This window comes from Streptomyces sp. NPDC001549 (assembly GCF_042894025.1).
In the GTDB taxonomy this organism is placed as follows: domain Bacteria; phylum Actinomycetota; class Actinomycetes; order Streptomycetales; family Streptomycetaceae; genus Streptomyces; species Streptomyces kutzneri.
The window spans coordinates 43,503-63,880 of record NZ_JBIAVJ010000029.1 but is presented as its reverse complement, the minus strand read 5'-3'; the positions used below and the strand labels follow the sequence as shown (position 1 = coordinate 63,880).

General features: G+C 73.2%; 20 protein-coding genes. 10 read left to right on the top strand and 10 right to left on the bottom strand.

What is annotated here, in order from left to right; all coding sequences use genetic code 11:
* Positions 1–41: 41 nt before the first annotated feature.
* The 3 genes from ACFY04_RS35380 to ACFY04_RS35370 all read right to left on the bottom strand — a co-directional run bounded on the left by ACFY04_RS35380 (position 42) and on the right by ACFY04_RS35370 (position 4,526).
* Positions 42–770: a class I SAM-dependent methyltransferase gene (locus ACFY04_RS35380; protein WP_389123421.1), complete on the bottom strand. Its 729-nt coding sequence runs from the start codon at positions 768–770 to the stop codon at positions 42–44.
* 134 nt (positions 771–904) lie between these two features.
* Positions 905–1,117: a hypothetical protein gene (locus ACFY04_RS35375; protein ID WP_389123419.1), complete on the bottom strand. Its 213-nt coding sequence runs from the start codon at positions 1,115–1,117 to the stop codon at positions 905–907.
* Positions 1,118–1,295: 178 nt separating this feature from the next.
* Complete coding sequence (locus ACFY04_RS35370) at positions 1,296–4,526, bottom strand: BTAD domain-containing putative transcriptional regulator (protein ID WP_389123417.1); 3,231 nt, start codon at positions 4,524–4,526, stop codon at positions 1,296–1,298.
* A gap of 131 nt (positions 4,527–4,657) precedes the next feature.
* On the opposite strand from ACFY04_RS35370, the gene ACFY04_RS35365 reads away from it, so the two are divergent.
* Complete coding sequence (locus ACFY04_RS35365; protein WP_389123415.1) at positions 4,658–5,884, top strand: amidohydrolase family protein; 1,227 nt, start codon at positions 4,658–4,660, stop codon at positions 5,882–5,884.
* An 88-nt stretch (positions 5,885–5,972) separates the two neighbouring features.
* Here ACFY04_RS35365 and ACFY04_RS35360 read toward each other — a convergent pair whose 3' ends face one another.
* Entirely contained in the window at positions 5,973–7,205 is a 1,233-nt protein-coding gene (locus ACFY04_RS35360; RefSeq protein ID WP_389123414.1) for an MFS transporter, read from the bottom strand.
* 195 nt (positions 7,206–7,400) lie between these two features.
* Here ACFY04_RS35360 and ACFY04_RS35355 point away from each other — a divergent pair, with 195 nt between their 5' ends.
* The 3 genes from ACFY04_RS35355 (at position 7,401) to ACFY04_RS35345 (ending at position 9,561) form a co-directional block, all read left to right on the top strand.
* Positions 7,401–7,925 (top strand): DUF3995 domain-containing protein, encoded by a 525-nt coding sequence (locus tag ACFY04_RS35355; RefSeq protein WP_389123413.1) that lies wholly within the window; start codon positions 7,401–7,403, stop codon positions 7,923–7,925.
* Positions 7,926–8,127: 202 nt separating this feature from the next.
* The gene (locus ACFY04_RS35350) at positions 8,128–8,622 is read left to right on the top strand and encodes a GNAT family N-acetyltransferase (protein ID WP_389123410.1); all 495 of its coding nucleotides are present in this window, start codon (positions 8,128–8,130) and stop codon (positions 8,620–8,622) included.
* Between the two features lie 84 nt (positions 8,623–8,706).
* Positions 8,707–9,561 carry a trypsin-like serine protease gene (locus tag ACFY04_RS35345; RefSeq protein ID WP_389123407.1) on the top strand — a complete coding sequence of 285 codons (855 nt, stop codon included), beginning with the start codon at positions 8,707–8,709 and terminating at the stop codon, positions 9,559–9,561.
* Here the strand turns inward: ACFY04_RS35345 and ACFY04_RS35340 are convergent.
* The 5 genes from ACFY04_RS35340 to ACFY04_RS35320 all read right to left on the bottom strand — a co-directional run bounded on the left by ACFY04_RS35340 (position 9,558) and on the right by ACFY04_RS35320 (position 13,673).
* A complete protein-coding gene (locus ACFY04_RS35340) occupies positions 9,558–10,001 on the bottom strand; it encodes an NUDIX domain-containing protein (protein WP_314250447.1) in 444 nt (147 codons plus the stop codon). The genes ACFY04_RS35345 and ACFY04_RS35340 overlap by 4 nt on opposite strands.
* Before the next feature lie 108 nt (positions 10,002–10,109).
* Complete coding sequence (locus ACFY04_RS35335; protein ID WP_389123406.1) at positions 10,110–11,336, bottom strand: ABC transporter permease; 1,227 nt, start codon at positions 11,334–11,336, stop codon at positions 10,110–10,112.
* A complete protein-coding gene (locus tag ACFY04_RS35330) occupies positions 11,333–12,019 on the bottom strand; it encodes an ABC transporter ATP-binding protein (RefSeq protein ID WP_389123541.1) in 687 nt (228 codons plus the stop codon). The genes ACFY04_RS35335 and ACFY04_RS35330 overlap by 4 nt, the downstream gene beginning before the upstream one ends.
* Positions 12,020–12,066: 47 nt before the next feature.
* On the bottom strand, positions 12,067–13,188 hold the full coding sequence (locus ACFY04_RS35325) for a peptidoglycan-binding protein (RefSeq protein ID WP_389123404.1): 1,122 nt from the start codon (positions 13,186–13,188) through the stop codon (positions 12,067–12,069).
* Positions 13,185–13,673 (bottom strand): hypothetical protein, encoded by a 489-nt coding sequence (locus ACFY04_RS35320; protein ID WP_389123401.1) that lies wholly within the window; start codon positions 13,671–13,673, stop codon positions 13,185–13,187. The genes ACFY04_RS35325 and ACFY04_RS35320 overlap by 4 nt, the downstream gene beginning before the upstream one ends.
* Before the next feature lie 90 nt (positions 13,674–13,763).
* Between ACFY04_RS35320 and ACFY04_RS35315 the strand changes: the two genes are divergently transcribed.
* The 3 genes from ACFY04_RS35315 to ACFY04_RS35305 are packed head-to-tail and all read left to right on the top strand — an operon-like array spanning position 13,764 to position 16,578.
* Entirely contained in the window at positions 13,764–14,426 is a 663-nt protein-coding gene (locus ACFY04_RS35315; protein ID WP_389123398.1) for a response regulator transcription factor, read from the top strand.
* Positions 14,423–15,670 carry an ATP-binding protein gene (locus ACFY04_RS35310; RefSeq protein ID WP_389123395.1) on the top strand — a complete coding sequence of 416 codons (1,248 nt, stop codon included), beginning with the start codon at positions 14,423–14,425 and terminating at the stop codon, positions 15,668–15,670. Before ACFY04_RS35315 ends, ACFY04_RS35310 begins: the two co-directional genes overlap by 4 nt.
* Before the next feature lie 41 nt (positions 15,671–15,711).
* A complete protein-coding gene (locus ACFY04_RS35305) occupies positions 15,712–16,578 on the top strand; it encodes a L,D-transpeptidase family protein (RefSeq protein WP_389123393.1) in 867 nt (288 codons plus the stop codon).
* Here the strand turns inward: ACFY04_RS35305 and ACFY04_RS35300 are convergent.
* Positions 16,550–17,188, bottom strand: a complete 639-nt coding sequence (locus ACFY04_RS35300) for a hypothetical protein (protein WP_389123391.1) — start codon at positions 17,186–17,188, stop codon at positions 16,550–16,552. The genes ACFY04_RS35305 and ACFY04_RS35300 overlap by 29 nt on opposite strands.
* Positions 17,189–17,337: 149 nt before the next feature.
* On the opposite strand from ACFY04_RS35300, the gene ACFY04_RS35295 reads away from it, so the two are divergent.
* The 3 genes from ACFY04_RS35295 (at position 17,338) to ACFY04_RS35285 (ending at position 20,301) form a co-directional block, all read left to right on the top strand.
* Positions 17,338–18,285 (top strand): LLM class F420-dependent oxidoreductase, encoded by a 948-nt coding sequence (locus ACFY04_RS35295; protein ID WP_389123389.1) that lies wholly within the window; start codon positions 17,338–17,340, stop codon positions 18,283–18,285.
* 13 nt (positions 18,286–18,298) lie between these two features.
* Positions 18,299–19,084, top strand: coding sequence for an SDR family NAD(P)-dependent oxidoreductase (locus tag ACFY04_RS35290; protein WP_389123387.1), 786 nt, complete (start codon positions 18,299–18,301; stop codon positions 19,082–19,084).
* A 95-nt stretch (positions 19,085–19,179) separates the two neighbouring features.
* Positions 19,180–20,301 (top strand): LLM class flavin-dependent oxidoreductase, encoded by a 1,122-nt coding sequence (locus ACFY04_RS35285; protein WP_052872699.1) that lies wholly within the window; start codon positions 19,180–19,182, stop codon positions 20,299–20,301.
* The last annotated feature ends 77 nt before the right edge of the window (positions 20,302–20,378 follow it).

Sequence of the window (20,378 nt, the reverse complement as noted above, 5' to 3'; positions counted from 1 at the left end):
GGCGGCGCCCTCGCACACCGGGATACGGCGGCACGGGCACGCTACCGGCGGCGGGCCAGGAGCAGGCGCCAGTGGGGGGTGCCGTCCGGGCGGTGGCCGAAGGGGGTCAGGGGGACCGTTTCCACCGTGAAGCCGGCTGCCCGGAGGTCCTCGCGGACCGGGCCCAGGGGGAAGGTGCGGTAATACATGACGAAGGGGGGACGCCACACCGCGTTGCGCACCCGCATCGCCGCGTCGAAGCCCGTCGTCGCCCACCACACCCGGGAGCCGAGCGGCAGCGGGGCGCCGATCGGGAAGGCGAAGACGCCGCCCTCGCGCAGCGCCGCGTGGATCCCGGAGAAGAGCGCGGGCCGTTCCTTCGGGAGGAAGTGGCCGAACGCGCCGAAGCTGACCGCCAGGTCGTACGTGTCCCCGAGGGCGGGCGGCAGGGCCCGCGCGTCGGCCCGTACGAAGTCCACGCGGTCATCGTCCGCGTACGCGCGCCCGGCCTCCGCGAGCATGCCCGCGCTGAGGTCCACCCCGGTGATCCGGTCGCGGCACAGCCGGCGCAGCATGTCGATCCCGGCGCCCGTGCCGCAGCACACGTCCAGGCCGGCTCCGAAGCCGCCCTCCACCTGGGCGAGGGTCTCCTCGACGGCGTCGAGTATCCGGTCCGGGGTGCGGAAGGGGGTGTGGTCGAACTTCGGCGCGAGGAGGTCGTAGCCCCGCTCCACCGAGGAGAGGCCCTGCACTGCCAGTTCGCGGACGCTCGGTCCGTGGGAGGAGAACACACCCCCAGACTATGCCGCCGCCGGGCTCCGGTCCGGGCGCACGTGTACGGCGGTCGCGGTGGCTCCCCCTCCGGGCCACCGCGACCGCCGTTCCCCCGATTCCCCCGTGGAATCCCCCGTACGTCTTGCGAGTGCTACGGGCGCGGACCGGACGCGTGGTTGTCCAGCGTCTGGATCTCCTCGCCCGCGGCGATGGCCGCAGCGGCGGCCGCGGCGGCAGCGGCGGTGTCCGTCTCGGTCTGCCCCAGCGGCTTGATCTCGATGCCCGAGGCGTGGTTGTCCAGGGTCTCGATCTCGACGCCCGAGGCGTGGTTGTCGAGCGGCTTGAGGTTCTCGTTCGTCGTCATCGATTCTCCTGATGGATGGGTAGGGCTGGGCCCGTTCGGCGATTCCCCCGATGACCGCCGAACGGGTAGTCCACCAACCGGCCCGGATGCTCCCCCGAGGCGCCGGGTCGATGCACTTATCGTGTCGGACGGCGATAAACGAACGATGAACGCCGCGTTCAACCGGCGTCCCCGCAGCTCAGGCGGCGATCTCCGAGGCCAGCAGGGCCTGTACCTCGCCCAGTTCGGCCGACCTCAGCTGCGTGAACACGGTCTCCGCGTCCCGCCAGCAGGCCCGCGCGCGGTCCCGCTGCCCCAGCCGCCGCAGCGCCTTGCCGAGCACCGTCAGGACCGTCGCCCGGCGCCACTCCCCGCCGATCCCGCGCAGCGCGATGGCCTGCTCGGCGTGCGAGGCGGCCAGGGTGGGCCGGCGCGCCGCCAGATGGGCCTCGGCCAGCCGGAAGTGGGTCACGCCCTCCCACAGGGGCTGGCGGTTCTCGTGGAACAGCGACAGCGCCTCGGCGAGCTGCGCCAGGGCCTCGCCGAGCCGCCCGGCCTGGGTGAGGGCGATGCCCAGCGCGTAGCGGCCGTTGGCCAGGCGCAGGCTCAGGCCCATCCGGTCGTAGATGGCGATGCCCTGCTGGGCCAGGTCTATGGCGCTGGGCAGGCGGCCCAGCTCTACGTGGATGCGGGAGAGGTTGCACAGGGCACTGGCCTCGCCGACGTTGTTGCCGTCGGCGCGGAAGCACTCGATGGCCTGCAGCAGGTAGCGCTCGCCGTCCGCGTGCCGGCCCTCGTAGAGGGCGATGATCCCGCGGTCGTTGGGGGCCCAGCACATGGGCAGCGGATCGCCGGCCTCGCGCGCGAGCACGGTGGCCCGGGCGGCCTCGTCGTCGGCCTCGGCGAAGCGGCCCGCGACCAGGTGGACGTTGGTGAGGGTGGTGCGGGCGCGGCCCTCGGCGTACGGGTCCTTCGCGGCCTGGGCGGCGTCGCGCAGGGCCACGGCGGCCGACTCGTACTGCCGGGAGTTGGCCCCGGACTCGGCGAGGTCCTTCGCCGCCCACAGCAGGTCCACGGCCCGGCGCAGGACCAGTGACTCGCCACCCCGTACGGAGGCCTGCCGTACGCACGCCAGCAGCGGGTCGGCCTCGGCGTACAGCCAGTCCAGGGCGGCGCGCGGTTCGGCGAAGACCAGCCCGGGGTAGTGGGTGTCGGACAGGTGCGCGGGCAGCCGGTCACCGGGGCGTTCCAGGGCGTAGACCCCGGAGGCGGTGGCCAGGTAGAAGTCCAGCAGCCGGTCCAGGGCCGCCTCGCGCCCGCTCGGAGGCTGCTCGTCGCGCTCGGCGCAGGCACGCGCGTAGAGGCGTACGAGGTCGTGGAAGCGGTAGCGGCCGGGGGCGGCGGATTCGAGGAGGGAGCAGTCGACTAAGGCTTCCAGGAGGTCCTCGGTGTCGTACTCGGGCAGGTCGAGCACGGCGGCCGCCGCCGAGAGGGAGATGTCGGGGCCGTCGGCGAGGCCGAGGAGGCGGAACGCGCGCTGCTGGGCGGGCTCCAGCTGGCCGTAGCCGAGCTCGAAGGTGGCCTTGACGGCGAGGTCGCCGGTCTGGAGCTCGTCGAGGCGGCGGCGCTCGTCGGCGAGCTTGGCGGCCAGGACGGAGACGGTCCAGGTGCGGCGGGCGGCGAGCCGGGAGGCGGCGATGCGGATGGCGAGCGGCAGGAAGCCGCAGGCGCCGACGACGTCGAGGGCGGCCTGGCGTTCGGCGCGTACGCGCTCCTCGCCGACGATGCGGGTGAACAGCTGGAGGGCCTCCTCGGGGCTCATCACGTCGAGGTCGACGAGATGGGCGCCGGCGAGGCCCGCCATGCGGACCCGGCTGGTGACGAGGGCGGCGCAGCCGGCGGTGCCCGGCAGCAGCGGGCGGACCTGGGCGGCGTCGCGGGCGTTGTCGAGGAGGACCAGCACGCGGCGGCCGTCGAGGATGGAGCGGTAGAGCGCGGCCCGCTCGGCGGGGGAGTCGGGGATGGCCGTGTCGGGGGTGCCGAGGGCGCGCAGGAAGGAACCGAGGACGGCCTCCGGTTCGGCGGGGCGGGCCTCGGTGCCCTGGAGGTCGACGTAGAGCTGGCCGTCGGGGAAGTGCGGGCGGGCGGCGTGGGCCACGTGGACGGCGAGGGTGGTCTTGCCGACGCCGCCGATGCCGGCGAGCGCGGAGACGGCCATGACCTGGTCCAGGGCGCCGCCGCCCAGGATGGCGCCGAGCTCGGCGACGAAGCTGGAGCGGCCGGTGAAGTCGGGGACGGTCGCAGGCAATTGGGCGGGCCTCACGTGAACGGTCGCGGCGGCCGGGGCCGGGTCCTCCGCGCGGGCGAGATCGGCGTCGGCGTTGAGGATGCGCTGCTGGAGCGCGGCCAGTTCGGGACGGGGGTCGACGCCGAGCTCGTCGGCGAGGAGCCGGCGGGTGTCGGCGTAGACGGCGAGGGCCTCGGCCTGCCGGCCGCTGCGGTAGAGGGCGAGCATCAGCAGCTCGCGCAGGCGTTCGCGCAGCGGGTGGGCGGCGGTGAGGGCGGTGAGCTCGGAGACGGCCTCGGCGTGGTGGCCGACCTCCAGGTCGAGGTCGAGGCGGGTCTCCAGCAGCTGGAGGCGCCATTCGGCGAGCCGGATGCGCTCGGTCTCGGCGTGCGGGCCGGGGACGCCGGCAAGGGGCTCGCCCTCCCAGAGGTCGAGGGCGCGCGCCAGGAGCGTACGGGCGAGGGAGCGGTCACCGGCGGCCCGGGCCGCGTCGGCGTCGGCGGCGAGGCTGCGGGCGACGCCGAGGTCGAGGGTGGCGGTGGAGCGCAGCCGGATGGCGTAGCCGCCGGACTCGGTGACGAGGAGGCCGGGTGCGACGACCTTGCGCAGGCGGGAGGCGTACGTACGGATGGTGGCGAGGGCCTGCTGCGGCGGGTCCTCGCCCCAGATGGCGTCGATGAGTTCGGGCGCGGTGGCGGTGCGGCCGTCGCGCAGCAGGAGCACGGCGAGCAGGGCGCGCTGCTGGGGGGTGCCGGAGGGCAGGATCTCGGCGCCGCGCCAGGCGCGGACGGGGCCGAGGACGGCGAAGCGGGACTCGCCCGGACCTGCGGTGTCGCCTGCGGCGGGCTCGGCGGACCCGGACCGTTCCGGACTCGTTCGGGGGGCGGTGGCGCGGGCCGGGGCCGGGGAGGCCGCGCCCGCCGGGCCCTGGGCGGAATCGGCCCGTGCGGTGGGTTCGGCGGCAGGACCCGCCGTGGACCCGGCCCGTGCCGGGTGGGTGGGGGCCTGGGCCGCCGTGGACTCGGCCGCGGGTGCGGCGGTCGCGCGTGCGGGGGGCGCCCCCGGACCGGCTTCGGGTACGACGGCAGCCGTACGGGCCTCGGGATGTTTCCGCGGGCTCGGGATGGCCGGTACGCCGTCCATCTGTCGTCCCCCTGCCTTCCGTCGGTGTAAGGGTCAGTCTGCCCTGTCTCGCGCGTGGACGTCAGCCCGTGTCCGACCGATCACCGGCCGACTAGCTGACGGTTCGTCAGATCAGCGCTACCGTATGAGCCATGGAGACCTTCCCGAAGATCATCTCGGTGGACGACCACACGGTTGAGCCCCCCCACGTCTGGCGGGACCGGCTCCCGTCCAAGTACCGCGACATCGGCCCCCGCGTCGTCCGCGCCCCGTTGAAGGAAATGACCTTCCTCGGCGGCAAGTTCGCCCCCGTGATGGGGGCCGAGGGCGACGACGGCCCCATCGGCGACTGGTGGGTGTACGAGGACCTGCACCGGCCGCTCACCCGCCTCGACACGGCTGTCGGGTACGACCGCGACGAGATCAAACTGGAAGTCATCACCTACGAGCAGATGCGCCCCGGGTCCTACTCGGTTCCCGACCGGCTCGCGGACATGGACGTCAACCACGTCCAGTCGGCCCTCTGCTTCCCGACCTTCCCCCGCTTCTGCGGCCAGACCTTCACCGAGGCCAAGGACCGTGAGCTGGGGCTCCTCGGCGTACGGGCCTACAACGACTGGATGGTGGAGGAGTGGTGCGGCCCGGACGCCCGCGGCCGCCTCATCCCCCTCACCCTGATCCCGCTCTGGGACGCCCGCCTGGCCGCCGCCGAGGTCCGCCGCAACGCCGCGCGCGGGGTGCGTGCGGTCGCGTTCTCCGAGATACCCCCGCACCTGGGCCTCCCCTCCATCCACACGGACGACTGGGACCCCTTCCTGGAGGCGTGCAACGAGACCGGCACGGTCATCGCCATGCACATCGGCTCCTCCTCCCGCATGCCGTCCACCTCGGCCGACGCCCCGCCCGCGGTCGGCTCCACCATCACCTTCGCCAACTGCTGCTTCTCGATGGTCGACTGGCTGATGAGCGGCAAGTTCGAGCGCTTCCCGAACCTGAAGATCATGTATGCGGAGGGCCAGATCGGCTGGATCCCGTACATCCTCGAGCGCGCGAACGTGGTCTGGGAGGAGAACCGCGGCTGGGGCGGAGTCGCGGACAAGGTGCTGCGCCCGCCGTCGGAGCTCTTCGCCGAGCACGTCTTCGGCTGCTTCTTCGACGACGCCTTCGGCCTGAAGAACCTCGACTCGATCGGCGTCGCCAACGTCCTCTACGAGACGGACTACCCCCACTCCGACTCCACCTGGCCCAAGTCCCGCGAGGTCGGCGAGTCCCAGATGGGCCACCTGGCACCGGACGTGGTGGACCGCATCGTGCGCGGCAACGCGATCGACCTGCTCGGGCTCACGGCGGACGGCCTGTGGGCGGGGCCGGGGACGTGAGCCTGCGGCCGTAGGGCGTGAGCCTGCGGCTGTAGGGCGTGAGCCTGCGGCCGTAGGGCGTGGCCCGGTCCCCTCCGCCGGCCACGCCTTACGGCCACTGGCGTCCTACGGCCACTCGCGCCCGGTCCGCGCCCAGGGCCGCGAGCGGCAGCGCCGTGGCCAGGCCCGCCACCGTCAGCGCCGGCAGCAGCACCCGCACGTCCACGAAGGCCACCAGGGCGGAACCCAGCGCCAGGGCCAGCGCGTTCGGTACGAAGACCAGGGTGTTGGCCGTGGCCGCGGCGCGGCCCAGCGCGGCGTTCGGGACCTCGCGCTGCACCGCCGTCAGCGCGGCGATCAGCACGCACGGCAGCCCGGCGCCGATGGCCGCGCTGCCCGCCAGGGCCACCGCGTCGTACGGCAGCGCCCGGACCCCGGCGCCGAGGGCGAACAGAGCCATTCCGGCGGCCGCGAAGAGCCTCTCCGGCATTCGCCGCAGCAGCGGGCCCGCCACGAGCCCGCTCAGGACCGAACCCGCGCCCTGCACCGCGTACAACACCCCCACGTAGGTGGGCGCGTGCCCCAGCACGTCCCCGGCGACCGCGTAGATCACCGCGCCGTTCAGCCCGGCCAGGAACATCACGGCGGCGCCGGCCGCCACCAGCGTGCGCGCCGCAGGTGCCCCCCGCAGCTGCCGCCAGCCCTCCGGCATCCCCGCGAATCCCCCCGGCCCGTCCCGGATCCGCTCCCGTTCCGGCGGCTCCCCGGGCACCCGCAGCAGGGCGAAGATCCCCGCCGCGAGCGCGAAGGTCACCGCGTCGAGCAAGGCCACCGACGCCCCGCCGAAGCGGGCGAACAGGCCCGCGCCCACCAGCGGTGCGAGCAGCTTCATGCCCTCGTCGGCGGTCAGCCGCAGCCCGTTGAAGTCCCCGAGGAGCCGGTGGCCCACGGCCTGCGGGACCAGGGCCGCCTCCGCCGCCCCGTGCACGGTGCCGCAGATCCCGTACACGAGCAGGACCGCGAACAGCAGCCACACCCGGTCCGCCGAGTCCAGCAGGGTCAGTACGGGCAGCAGCGCGGCCATCACGAGGCCGAGGGCGACCAGCAGCGGCCGCCGGGGCAGCCGGTCGGCGAGCGCCCCCAGCGCCGGTCCGGCCAGGACCGGCGCCCACATGGTGAACACGGTCAGGGCTGCGAGCGCGTCCGAACCGGTCAGTGACTTCACCCAGACCCCGGCGACCAGCCACATGGCGGTCGTACCGAATCCCGAGACCACCACACCGGACAGGTAGAGCCCCGCGTTGCGGTCCCGCAGGACCTTTCCCACTCCTCGATCGATCACCGGCCCAGCCTGTGTTCTAAGGCGGGGGCCGGGGATCGGGCAGACGACCTATACGCCGCACCCGGGGTTCCCCCGCGCGGGGGAGAACGGGATCGTGCGGGGGCCGGATCCGCGCAGGCGCCGGGTCGGTGAGGCTGGATCCAGGCGGGTGAGGCCCGGACCGCCACACCGAAACCGAGCACACCGGAGGAATCCATGGCGACCGTGCACGAGACCTTGCTCCCCACCTGCGAGCCCGCCACCCGCCGGCGCACCTGGCCGGGTTACACGGCCGCCGCCGCGGCCCTGGGATACGCGGCCCCGCACTTCTGGTGGGGCGCCGGGGTCGCGGCCATGTTCCCCGGCGACTTCGCCGGAGCCCCGCAGGACAACCTGGAGGCCGCGATCGGCTACTGGGTGATGGGCGCGGTGGCGGTGTTCGGCGCGGTGCTCTCCCTCGCGCTGGTCAGCCCGTGGGGCCGCCGCATCCCCGCCCTCCTGATCGCCGTACCGGCGGGGATCGCCGCGTGCGGCATGACGCTGTGGGGCTTCACGTACTTCGCGATGCAGTACCTGCTGGCCGCCGACCGCGTCGTCTCCTCGCCCGCCTTCGCTGCCAAGGACGCCCACCCGCAGGCCGCCTGGGGGCTCTTCTGGTACGCGCTCTTCCTGCTCTGGGGGATCACCCTCGGCATCGCGGCCCGGCAGCGGCTGCGCGAGCGCCCGGCCCGGCGTCCGTGAGAACCCGCGGTGGCCACCGGACACCCCGGAGGGGGTGTCTTGCCGATCACGCCGGGCTCGCGGTGCCCGGCACGCACGCTCGCCGCGTTCTCGTCGGTCGCCGACGCTCCGCGTCGACTCCCTCCCCGGCCTTGCGATCGCACGCACCGGACACCGCTCCCTGATCCGGCCCGATCGACAAGACACCCCCTAGCATCGGGCTGTGCCCCGACTGCAGTTGCTGCGCTTCGACCATGCCCCGGCCCTGCTCGCGTTCGAGCGGGAGAACCGGGCCTACTTCGCCGCGTCGGTCCCGGACCGGGGCGATCGTTACTTCGCCGACTTCGACGAGCGGCACGCCGCGCTGATGGCCGAGCAGGCCGCCGGGCTGTGCTTCTTCCACGTCCTGGTGGACGACGGCGGGGAGGTGGTGGGCCGGGTCAACCTCGTTGACGTGGCCGACGGTTCGGCCGAGCTCGGGTACCGGATCGCCGAGCGGGCCACGGGCCGGGGCCTGGCCACGGCCGCGGTCCGGGAGGCCCGCGGGCTGGCGGTCACGCAGTACGGACTGGCCACGCTGCGGGCGGTCACGACGCTCGACAACGCCGGCTCACGCGCCGTGCTGGCCCGTACGGGATTCGTGACCACCGGAGATGTCGATCTGGACGGCCGTCCGGGCCTGCGCTTCGTATGCGACCTGCGGGCCGAAACCGTGTGAGGCACGGTCCGGGAGCCGTTCTCGGCCTTGCACCCGACCCTGCCGCCGAGGCATGCTTCGCCAGGGCAAAGCGGGAGGATGATCATGCCGGTGGACAAGCGGACCGTCGTGACGGCGGTGCTGTGCGCGGTGGCGGCTCTGGGGGCGTCCGCCGCGGTGGCCAAGCTCGCGCCGCCGCCGGAGGGGGTCCCCCCGGTACGGGCGAAGGCCGCGCCGAGCGCCTCCCCGACGGGACCGTCGTCGCGATCGCAAGTGGCGAAGCCGCAGCTGTCCCCGCCTCCCGGTGCCACCCTGCCGCCGGCTGTCACCCCGCCGCCCGGTGGGCCCGCCGCCTTCACCGGGGCCCTGTTCACCAATGGCCTGGACAGTGATCACTTCTGTACCGCCACCGTGGTGAGCAGCCCCGGCCGGAACATGATCATCACTGCCGGGCACTGCCTGCTCGAAGGGGACCAGGGCGGCGGAAGCGCCGTCTTCGCACCCGCGTACGCCAACGGGGTCGCCCCGTACGGCACATGGAAGATCGAGGAAGTCTTCGAGGACGACCGCTGGGCCGAGGGCACGGACGACGACTACGACCTCGCCTTCGCCCGCCTCGCCCCGGACGCCAAGGGCCGCACCATCGAGGACGTGACCGGCGCGGCCGTCCTCGACACCAGCGGCCGCGCGGGCGAGGAGGTCACCGTGACCGGTTACCCCGCCGACCGCAAGGTTCCCCGTACCTGCACGTCGGTCGCCGTCCGCGAAAGCGCGACCCAACAGCGCTTCGACTGCGCCGACTTCCCGGGCGGCACCAGCGGCAGCGCGTGGATCGCCCGCGACGGGAAGATCATCGGCATCCTCACGGGCGGGGACACGGACGACGTGTCGACCAGCACGGTCCTCGGCGAGTACGCGGCCTCGCTCTACGCCAAGGCCACCGCGAAGCCCAAAGCCTAGGCCAGCAGCCCCAGGTGGACCGGCTCCGCCGGGGTGTCGGCCAGGAGGTCCGGCAGGCGCGGGGGCCACAGGGGTTCGCCCAGGGTGGCCAGGCGCTGCGGGGTCAGCCACTGCCAGTGGATGTCCGGGGCCTCCAGGACCGGCTCGCGGTGCGGGCCCGTGGTGACGAAGATGTGCTCGTGCTGGCGGACCGGGATGCCCTGGTGCGTGAAGTCGTGCTCCCAGGTGCAGAGCAGCCGTTCGGGTTCGAGGTCGGTCCAGCCGGTCTCCTCGCGCAGCTCGCGCCGCACGCACTCCTCCGGGCTCTCGCCGGGATCGATGCCGCCGCCGGGCGGGAGCCAGTGGATGCCCACCTCCACGTTGTCCTCCCGGAAGAGGAACACGGAACCGGTGGGGGACAGGATGACAACGCGCGCTGCGTGACGTGGAGTTCGCATCATCGATTCAATGTACGCCGGTGATCGGTTCCGGGGGATGGGCTTGCACCTGGCCTTTTACCGCCTTTTGCGTGCCCGTCCCCCCGCCCCGCCCCGCCCCGCCCCGATCCGCTACGCCGCCGCCAGCGCCAGCGTCGGCGACAGCCGGGCCGCGCGCACCGCCGGGTAGAGCCCGGCCAGGGTGCCGATCACCAGGGTGGCGGCGAAGCCGCCGGTCACCGCCCAGAGCGGGACCACCCAGGGCAGGCCGCCGGCCCGGGCGTAGACCGCCGTGGCCGCGCCGCCCAGGGCGATGCCCGCCAGGCCGCCGAGCCCGGACAGCAGCAGGGACTCCGTCACGAACTGGATCCGGATCTGGCCCTTCGTGCCGCCCAGGGACCGCCGCAGGCCGATCTCGTGCCGCCGCTCAAGCACCGAGATGATCATCGTGTTGGCGACGCCGACCCCGCCCACCAGCAGCGCGATCCCGCCCAGCCCCAGCAACAGCGTGCTGAACGCGCCCTCCGTGGCCGCCTTCGCCTGGAGCGCCGCCGAGGGGTCGCTGACCTGCACCGCGCTCGGGGTCTGCGGGTTGGCCGTTCGCGGGATGAGCGCGCGGACCGCCGCCACCCGGTCGTCCGCCGACCGCTCGTACACCGCCGTCGGGTGACCGTCGAAGCCCAGCAGCTGCTCGGCCGCGTCCCACCCGATGAGCGCGGAGCGCTCGATCTCCGGGGCCAGCGGGACGGGCTCCAGGATGCCGGTCACCGTGAAGTACCGGCCGCCGATGAAGACCTGCTGACCCGGTCCGGTGATGCCGAGCCGGCGCGCGGAGACGTCCCCGAGCACCACCGAGGGGTAGCGGCCGGTGGCCGCGTTGAGCCAGGTGCCGCTCGCCATCCGCGCGCGCAGCGTGCCCAGCAGGTCGTCCTTGGCCGCCTTGAGCACGATCCCGCCCGTCTCCCCCTTCGGGATGTTCTCCGAGCGGCGTACGGACTCGGGCACGTCACCGGTGGTGCCGACCGACTCGACCCCCGCGATCCGGGAGATCATGCCGGGGGCGTCCTCGGGCAGCTTGGTGTCCTGGCCGGTGAACATCCCCTCACCCGGCTTCGCGACCAGCATGTTGGTGCCGAGCCTGTCGAGCTCCCGCAGCAGCTTCGCCTGGCTGGAGGAGGAGATCCCGACCACCGCGATCATCGTCGCGATGCCGATGGCGATGCCGAGCGCGGACAGGAACACCCGCATCGGGCGGGCGCGCAGGCCCGCCGACCCGACGTGCAGCACGTCCCGCGGGGACAGCCGCGGCGGCTTCAACCGCCGGGAGCGCGTCCCCGTACGGGGCCTCGCGCGGCTCATGACGGCACCCCCGGCCGGTTCCGTACGTCCGCGACGATCTCCCCGTCGCGGATCCGCACCTGCCGCGGCAGGCTCGCCGCGATCTCCTGGTCGTGGGTGATCACGGCGATGGTGGCCCCGTCCCGGTTCAGCTCGCGCAGCAGCTCCATCACCGACTCCCCGGACGCCGTGTCCAGCGCGCCCGTCGGCTCGTCGGCCAGCAGCAGGTCCGGCGCGCCCGCCACCGCCCGGGCGATCGCCACCCGCTGCTTCTGCCCGCCGGACAGCTCGTGCGGCCGGTGGTCCATCCGGTCGCCGAGGCCCACCCGGTCCAGGGCCTGCGCCGCCCGGCGCAGCCGTTCGGCCCGCGGGAGGCCGCTGTAGAGCAGCCCTTCGGCGACGTTCGCCCGGGCGCTGATGCCCGGCACCAGGTGGAAGGACTGGAAGACGAAGCCGACGTGCCGGGAGCGCAGGGCCGACAGCGAACGGTCCGGGAGGGCCGCGATGTCGTACCCGGCGATCCGTACGCCGCCCGCGGTCGGGCGGTCCAGGGTGCCGACGATGTGCAGGAGGGTGGACTTGCCGGAGCCCGACGGGCCGACGATGGCGAGGAGTTCGCCGGCGGCGACCGTCAGGTCGACCCCGCGCAGGGCCGCGACCCCGCCCGGGTACTCCTTGGTGACCCCGGTCAGTTCCACGACCAGGTCCGGATGTGTCGTCGGATGCGCCGGCGGATGCGTCGTCGTGGCCGTCACAGCTTCGGGATCCCCACCTGCATGCCCTCCTCAAGAGCGTCGCCGGTCACCTCGACCCGGCCGTTGCCGAACATGCCCAGCTCGACCGGGACCTCGCGGGCCCGGCCGTCCTCCACGACCTGGACGCCGAAGCCGCCGCCCGCGAGCGCGAGCAGCGCGTTGACCGGTACGGAGAGCACGCCCTTGCGGGTCTCACCGGTCAGGCCGACGCTCACCGGGGACTGGTCCGGGGCGCTCACCTCGGCGGGCTTGTCGAAGGCGACGACCACCTCGACCTGCGCCTTCTTGTCGCCGCCGCCGCCGCCGCCACCGCCGCCCGGGCCGCCCGCGCCGCCGCCGTTCTCGTCGTCGGGCCGGCCGGCCCCGCCCACCGAGTCGATCTTCCCGGTGGCGCTGCCGCCTCCCGCCGGCCGTACGGTCACCGGGTCGCCGGCCCTCGCCGCGCCCGCCTTCGCCGCGTCCAGCTGGAAGCGGACGATCCGCTCGGTGCCCGTCACCGTCAGCACCGGCTTGCCCGGCGCCAGCTCGTCACCGACCGCCGCGTCGCCCGCGCGCACCCGCTGCGGCCCCGAGGCGAAGGCGATGTCCTCCTTGCCGACCTCGCCCGTCTCCGCCGCCTTGTGCGCCTTCTGCCACCGCTTGACCGCCGTGGCCGTACCCGCCGTGAAGGTGCCGTCCTGCGGGTCGAGCCCGGTCCCGTACCCGAGGGCCTGCAGATTGCGCTTGAGCTGCTTGACGTCCTCGCCCTTGTCGCCGGCCTTCAGCGGCCGGTACACCGGCGTGGACCCGTACATGAGCCGCACCGCCCGGCCGTTGACCTCGTACAGCTTCCCGTCCCGCTCCACCGCCGAACCCTCGCCCGCGATCCACGTCAGCACGCCGGGCCCGGCCGCGTTGAGCTTGCGCTCCCCCGCGTAGCCGAGGGTGCCCTCCACCTGGAGGCCCGAGCCGAGGTCGCCGCGCTTGACCGGCGCCGTGGCCGGCGGCAGTCCGCCGGCCGCGCGCCGCTCCTGCCCGCCCGCGTCGCGCTGCGGCTGCGCCATGACGGCCCAGCCGCCGCCCGAGACGGCCAGTACGGCGGCCAGCGAGGCCAGCAGCCACTTGGCCCGCTTCCTCATCGGCCGGTGTCGCACTTCTTCTGGGCCTCCTCGAAGGCCTTCTCCTGACCCTTGGGGATCTCGGTGGCGCTCTTCATGCCGCCGTTGTACTCAGGGTCCTTGAGGGCGACCCCGTTCTCGCGCATGCACCGGATCCACTCCAGCTCCTTGTCCTTCTCCTCCTGCGTGGGCTCCTTGCCGGCGCCGGCGCCGGTGCTCATCCCGCAGGCCTTCATGGCCTCCTGCATCTTCTGCGGATCGGCGTCCCCGCCCAGCGTCATCCCGCGCGGGTCCTGGCCGGGCTCGGGGTCGGGCACGTCTATGCCGTGCTCGCGCAGGCACTGGCGCATCTTCACCGCGTTGTCGGCCACCGTGCCGGCGCCGCCCCCGCCGCCACCCCCGGAGGAGTCCTTCTTCCCCGCCGACGAGTCGTTCGCGCAGGCGGTGGCGAACAGGGTCAGCCCGGTGACGACCGCGGCCGTGGTCATGATCAGGGATCGCTTCATGAGCCCGAGCCTGCGGTGAAAGGGCCTTTCGCTTCCCTCTCGCACCCTGCTTACAACGGCGAAATACCGATCTCCGGTAAAGAGGACGCCATGCGCGTACTGGTGGTGGAGGACGAGGAATTCCTCCGGGAGATGATCGCCGAGGGGCTGCGCCGCGACGCGCTCGCGGTCGACGAGGCGAGCGACGGCCTGGAGGCCCTGAGGCGCCTGCGCCTCGGCGAGTACGACGTCCTCGTCCTGGACCGCGACCTGCCCGGCCTGCACGGCGACGAGGTCTGCAGGCAGGTCGTGCGCGAGCGGCTGCTGACCCGCGTCCTGATGCTGACCGCGTCAGGGACCGTACGGGACCGGGTCGAAGGCCTCGGTCTCGGCGCCGACGACTACCTCACCAAGCCCTTCGCCTACGACGAGCTGCTCGCCCGCGTCCTGGCCCTGGGCCGGCGGGCCCGCCCCGCGCTGCCGCCCGTACTGGAGCGCGCCGGGGTCGCCGTCGACACCGCCCGGCGCGGCGCCACCCGCGACGGGCACCGGCTCGCGCTGTCCCGCAAGGAGTTCGCGGTGCTGGAGGCGCTGCTGCGCGCCGAGGGCGCCGTCGTCAGCAACGACGACCTGATCGAGCAGGTGTGGGAGCAGGACACCAGCTACTCCACCAACGCCGTCCGCGTCACCCTCAGCAAGCTCCGCGCCAAGCTGGGCGAGCCGCCGCTGATCGAGACCGTGCCGGGCGCGGGCTACCGGATCGCGGCCCGGTGAGCGGGCGCCCGTCGACGCGGCTGCTGCGCACCGAGCGCGGCCGTCTCACCGCCCTGTACGGCTCCCTGCTGCTCCTGGCGGGCGGCGGCCTGGTGGCGCTGGTCTACGTTCTCGTCGGCCAGGGCCTGTACGCGAGCGTCAGCGGGGCCGTCCGTACCGTCTCGCCGGCCTACGTCCTCCAGTCGCCGGGGCCGCCCGTCCCCGGCCGGACGCTCGCCCCCGGCTGCCCCTGCCAACCGGCGCAGAAGCTTCCCCCGGGCCAGACCCCCACCCCCGAGCAGCTCAAGGGCTACGCGTACACCCAGAACCTCTCCGACGCGGTCACCGAGGCCACCCGGCAGCGGCTGCTCATGTACTCCCTCCTCGCGCTGGCCGTCTTCGCCGTGCTGTCGATCTGGCTCGCCTGGTGGATGGCCGGCCGGGTGCTGCGCCCCGTCGGCGTGATCACCGAGACCGCGCGCCGCCTGTCCGGGGAGAACCTGGACGAGAGGATCTCCCTCGACGCGCCGCCCGGCGAGCTCAAGCAGCTGGCCGACACCTTCGACGCGATGCTGGGGCGGATGGAGCAGCTGGTCTCCGCGCAACGGCGGTTCGCGGCGAACGCGGCGCACGAACTGCGCACCCCGCTGGCCGTGCAGCGGGCGGCGGCCGAGATCGGCCTGGCGGGGGACCCGTCACCGGAGAAGGTGGCCCGGATCCGCGCCAAGCTGATCGGTGTCGCCGATTCCAGCGAGCACCTCATCGAGTCCCTGCTGCTGCTCGCCGTCTCGGAACAGGGGCTGGAGTCCACCGGTCCGGTGGACCTGGCGGCGCTCGCGGCGGCCGAGCTGGCGGCGTGTCCGCAGCAGGGGCTGACCGTCGTACGGACCCTCGCGCCGCTGACCGTGCCGGGCGACCGGACCCTGCTGGGGCACCTGCTGCGGAACCTGCTGACCAATGCGGTGCGCCACAACCGCGCGGAGGGCCGGATCACCGTGTCCACTTCCGCGGAGGGGGAACTGACGGTGTCGAACACCGGCCCGGTGATCGATCCGGCGGACGTGCCGGGGCTGCTGGAGCCCTTCCGCAGGCGCGCCGAACGGCTGCACACCGCAGGCGAGGGCGCCGGGTTGGGACTGTCGATCGTGGCCTCGATCGCGCGGGCGCACGGGGCGGAGCTGACGGCGGAGGCCAATCCGGCCCCGGAGGGCGGCCTCACGGTCCGCGTCCGCTTCCCGCTGACCCGCGAGGCGCGCACGTCGTAGCCACCCGGGCTCCGGGGGCCTGCTGATGTACGGTCGGAGGAATGAGCCAGCACGCCCGAGCCCGCTCCCGCCCGCGCAGCAAGCCACGCAAGCCCCGTGCGATCCGCAGGACCCGCCGGGTGGCCCTCGCCGCCGTGCTCGGCCTGGCGACCTTCACGGCCGGCTGGGTGTACGTGGCCCAGGACCCGGACAGGGCCGCCGGCCCCCGGCCGCAGACCCACGCGGACGCCCGCCCGCAGGCGGAGGACCGCGCCGCTCGTGATGTGCAGCGCGCCGCCGCCCAGCAGGATGCCCGGCGGGCCGCGCAGCAGGCCGCCGCCCCGCAGGGCCTGACCGGCGTCAGCGAGCAGACCCGGGCCCGGATCCCGGCCGAGTCCCGCCAGCTCATCCTGGTCACCGGAAAGGCGGTGGACTCCTCGGACTCCACCGCCGCCTTCTACACGCGCCCCGCGGCCGGCGCCGACTGGGTCCGGACCGGGAGCTGGCCGGCCCGCAACGGGGCCAAGGGCTGGTCCACCGAACGCACATACGGAGATCTGACCTCGCCGATGGGCGTGTTCGCGCTCACCGACGCGGGCGGTCTCCTGCCGAAGCCGCCCGGGACCCGGCTCCCGTACGACGAGAACAACGGCTTCGTCCCTTCGGGCCTCGGGGTGAACGGGGAGTCCCTGGCGGGCTCCTTCGACTACGTCGTCGCCATCGACTTCAACCGCAGGCCGGGCCGGTCCCCGCTGGACCCGGTCATGCCGGACGGCGAGGACAAGGGCGGCAACATCTGGCTGCACGTGGACCACGACGGGCCCTCGCAGGGCTGCGTGGGCATCCCGAGGGCGGCCATGCAGAAGGTCCTGGAGACCCTCGACCCGGCGGCGGAGCCGGTCATCGTGATGGGGCCGGAAGGCTTCTGAGCCGGGCGAGGCGGGGCCGCAGCAGCAGTCCGATGTAGGCGAGGTCGAAGAGGCTGCACAGGATCCCGAGACCGAGGATGAACGGCGCGTCCTCCAGCACCCCGAACAGCAGGGTCGGGGCGAGCGTCCCCAGCCATTTGGCGACGGCGATGGTCAGGGACTGTCCGAGCGGCCCCTGCCGGGAGGCGTACAGGGCGATGAACAGGCCGGACATCAGCAGGTTCTGCAGGAACGCCGAGTACCGGCTCGCGTCGTGCGCCCCGAAGTGCGCCAGGAACATCCACTGCACGGCGAATCCCGTACCGAACACCAGGAGCGACCAGGCGGCGAAGAGCGGCCGGGTCACGAACTCGGGCAGTTCGGCCCGCCCGAAGCGCAGGTAGGTGTAGACGATCACCAGGTCGGCCACCGCCCACACCACGTTGACCACGCCCTGCGCGGAGATCCCGACCGAGATGTCGCGGGCCGCGTAGGTCGCCTCCCAGGCGAAGTTGAGTGCGAGCGCGGCGACGGGCATCGCGTACGTCCGGTCCCGCAGCCCGACGCGGATCGCCTCCACGTACACGACCGTCCAGGCGATCCCGCTGACCAGCGTGAGTATCAGATCCACCCGCGCACCCTAGCGAGGGGAGCGGCGCAGGGGAACGCCCCCTGTTCGACCCGGCGTGTGTCACACCCCTTGTCTGACGGTCCGTCAGCTACGACGATGGCCCCGCACCGATATGACGAATCGGCAGACGAAGGCGAGGCGGGTCCGCCATGGCGCGCGTATTTCCGCAAGGTCGGCTGGTCTACGGGATGCAGCTCCCGGTCCAGTCGCAGAGCACCATCTATGCCGAGCGCTGGGAGGCGTCGGCCACCGCCGCCGATCTCGCCGGGATCGCGCGGGCCGCCGACCGGGCCGGCTTCGGGTACGTGGCCACCTGCGACCACGTGGCCATCCCGCGGCGGCTCGCCGGACCCATGAGCACCGTCTGGTACGACCCGGTGGCGACCCTGTCCTTCCTGGCGGGCATCACCGAGAACGTCCGGCTCCTCAGCCACGTCGCCATCCTCGGCCTGCGCCACCCGCTGATCAGCGCCAAGCAGTACGCCACCCTCGACCACCTCTCCGGCGGCCGGCTGATCCTCGGGGTGGGCGCCGGGCACGTGCAGGAGGAGTTCGAGATCCTCGGCGTGGACTTCGCGCGCCGCGGTGCCGTCCTCGACGAGACCCTGGACGCGCTGCGGGCGGCGCTGGGGCCCGAGGAGTACCCGGAGTTCGAGGGCGAACTGTTCTCCTTCAAGGACCTCGGCCAGCTGCCCCGGCCCGCGCAGGAGCGGATCCCCGTCTGGGTCGGCGGCTCCTCGCCCGCCGCCGTACGCCGCGCCGCCGTACGCGGGGACGGCTGGCTCCCGCAGGGCGACCCGCGCGAGAGGCTTCCGCAGCAGATCGCCCGGATCAGGGAGCTGCGCGAGGCGGCCGGGGTCACCGATCCCATCGAGTTCGGCGCGATCACCGAGGCGCTGTACGTCGGCGAGCCCGGCTGGGACACCGGCCGCCGCGCCCTCACCGGCAAGGCGGAGGCGCTCGCCGAGTCCCTGCGGGAGTACCAGGCGCTCGGCGTGGACCAGATCCAGGTGCGCTTCCGCAGCCGCGACCGCGCCGAACTCGTCGACCAGATCACCGCTTTCGGGGCCGAGGTGGCCCCCCTCCTCAACGACTAGGGGCTGACGGACCATGGGCAAGCTGGACGGGCGCGTCGTCATCATCACCGGCGCGGCACGCGGGCAGGGCGAGCAGGAGGCCCGGCTCTTCGCCGCCGAGGGGGCGCGGGTGCTCCTCGGCGACGTGCTGGACGAGCAGGGCGCGGCGGTGGCCAAGGACATCGGCGAGGACCGGGCCCGGTACGTGCGGATGGACGTGAGCCGCGAGGAGGACTGGGCGGCCGCGATCTCCGTCGCGAAGGAGACCTTCGGTCCGGTCGACGGCCTGGTCAACAACGCGGGCATCCTGCGCTTCAACGAGCTGACCGCGACCCCGCTGGAGGAGTTCCAGCAGGTGGTCCAGGTCAACCAGGTGGGCGCCTTTCTCGGCATCAAGACGGTGGCCCCCGAGATCGAGGCGGCCGGCGGCGGCACCATCGTCAACACCTCCTCGTACACGGGCCTGACGGGCATGGCGTACGTCGGGACCTACGCCGCCACCAAGGCGGCGATCCTCGGCCTGACCCGGGTGGCCGCCCTGGAGCTGGCCGGCAAGGGCATCCGGGTCAACGCGATGTGCCCGGGTGCCGTGGACACCCCGATGGCCAACCCGGGCCTGCTGGACCCGGCGAACATGACCGACGAGGCCAGGGACGCGATGGCCGAGCTGTACAAGCGGGTGGTCCCGATGGGGCGGGTGGGGCAGCCGGAGGAGATCGCGAAGCTGGCGCTCTTCCTGACGGGCGAGGACTCCTCGTACATCACCGGCCAGCCGTTCGTGATCGACGGCGGCTGGATGGCGGGCGTCAGCATTCTCTGATGGGACGTCAGGTATTGACGCTCGCACCCCGGCAGTGGAACAGTCGAGACATCGAATCTGACGGAACGTCAGAAACCAAAGGACGGTGAACCCCCTTGGAATTCGGGCTCTTTGTGCAGGGATACGTGCCTGAGGCGCGGTCCAAGGTCGACCCCGAGGCAGAGCACAAGGCGCTGATCGAGGAGACCGAGTACGTCATACAGGCGGACAAGTCCGGCTTCAAGTACGCCTGGGCGTCCGAGCACCACTTCCTGGAGGAGTACTCGCACCTGTCGGCGAACGAGGTGTTCCTCGGGTACCTCGCCCACGCCACCGAGCGCATCCACCTCGGCTCCGGCATCTTCAACCCGCTCGCCCCGGTGAACCACCCGGTGAAGGTGGCCGAGAAGGTCGCCATGCTCGACCACCTCTCCAAGGGCCGCTTCGAGTTCGGCACCGGCCGCGGCGCGGGCAGCCACGAGATCCTCGGCTTCCTGCCGGGCATCGAGGACATGAACGGCACCAAGGAGATCTGGGAGGAGACCATCGCGGAATTCCCCAAGATGTTCCTCCAGGAGGAGTACGAGGGGTTCCAGGGCAAGCACTGGTCGCTCCCGCCGCGGAAGATCTTCCCCAAGCCGTACGGCAAGGCCCACCCGGCCATGTGGTACGCCGCCGGCTCCCCGTCCTCGTACGCGATGGCGGCGAAGAAGGGCCTCGGCGTGCTGGGCTTCAGCGTGCAGAAGGTCTCCGACATGGAGTGGGTCCTCGACCAGTACAAGACGGCCATCCGGGAGGCGAAGGCCATCGGCGCCTTCGTCAACGACAACGTCATGGTCACCTCGACCGCGATCTGCGCCGAGACCCACGACAAGGCCGTCGAGATCGCCGTCAACGCCAACATGAACCGCTTCCAGTCGCTGGTCTTCCGCTACCACGACACCTTCCCGCGGCCCGAGGCGATCCCGCAGTGGCCCGAGACCCTGCCGGAGTACAACGCGGAGATCATCGAACTGCTGATCGCGGAAGAACTGCTGATCTGCGGCGACCCGTCGGAGGTCCGGGCCCAGTGCAAGCGCTGGGAGCAGGCCGGCGCCGACCAGCTGTCCTTCGGCCTGCCGACCGGTGTCTCGCCCGAGGACACGATGACGACGATCAAGCTGATCGGCGAACACGTGATCCCGCACATCGACACGGACCCGGTCCACCGCACGACCCGCTTCCGCCAGGCCGTCTGATTTTCAGCCCCGCCGGCGTGTGAGGCGCGGGGTGTGGGGCGGAGCCCCACCAGCCCCGGCCGGCCGGCGCGTGTACG

Coding starts and splice junctions, on each gene's coding strand:
- ACFY04_RS35375 (WP_389123419.1), bottom strand. CDS start 1,117: ATGACGACGAACGAGAACCTCAAGCCGCTCGACAACCACGCCTCGGGC.
- ACFY04_RS35370 (WP_389123417.1), bottom strand. CDS start 4,526: ATGGACGGCGTACCGGCCATCCCGAGCCCGCGGAAACATCCCGAGGCC.
- ACFY04_RS35365 (WP_389123415.1), top strand. CDS start 4,658: ATGGAGACCTTCCCGAAGATCATCTCGGTGGACGACCACACGGTTGAG.
- ACFY04_RS35355 (WP_389123413.1), top strand. CDS start 7,401: ATGGCGACCGTGCACGAGACCTTGCTCCCCACCTGCGAGCCCGCCACC.
- ACFY04_RS35345 (WP_389123407.1), top strand. CDS start 8,707: ATGCCGGTGGACAAGCGGACCGTCGTGACGGCGGTGCTGTGCGCGGTG.
- ACFY04_RS35340 (WP_314250447.1), bottom strand. CDS start 10,001: ATGATGCGAACTCCACGTCACGCAGCGCGCGTTGTCATCCTGTCCCCC.
- ACFY04_RS35335 (WP_389123406.1), bottom strand. CDS start 11,336: ATGAGCCGCGCGAGGCCCCGTACGGGGACGCGCTCCCGGCGGTTGAAG.
- ACFY04_RS35325 (WP_389123404.1), bottom strand. CDS start 13,188: ATGAGGAAGCGGGCCAAGTGGCTGCTGGCCTCGCTGGCCGCCGTACTG.
- ACFY04_RS35320 (WP_389123401.1), bottom strand. CDS start 13,673: ATGAAGCGATCCCTGATCATGACCACGGCCGCGGTCGTCACCGGGCTG.
- ACFY04_RS35315 (WP_389123398.1), top strand. CDS start 13,764: ATGCGCGTACTGGTGGTGGAGGACGAGGAATTCCTCCGGGAGATGATC.
- ACFY04_RS35305 (WP_389123393.1), top strand. CDS start 15,712: ATGAGCCAGCACGCCCGAGCCCGCTCCCGCCCGCGCAGCAAGCCACGC.
- ACFY04_RS35295 (WP_389123389.1), top strand. CDS start 17,338: ATGGCGCGCGTATTTCCGCAAGGTCGGCTGGTCTACGGGATGCAGCTC.
- ACFY04_RS35290 (WP_389123387.1), top strand. CDS start 18,299: ATGGGCAAGCTGGACGGGCGCGTCGTCATCATCACCGGCGCGGCACGC.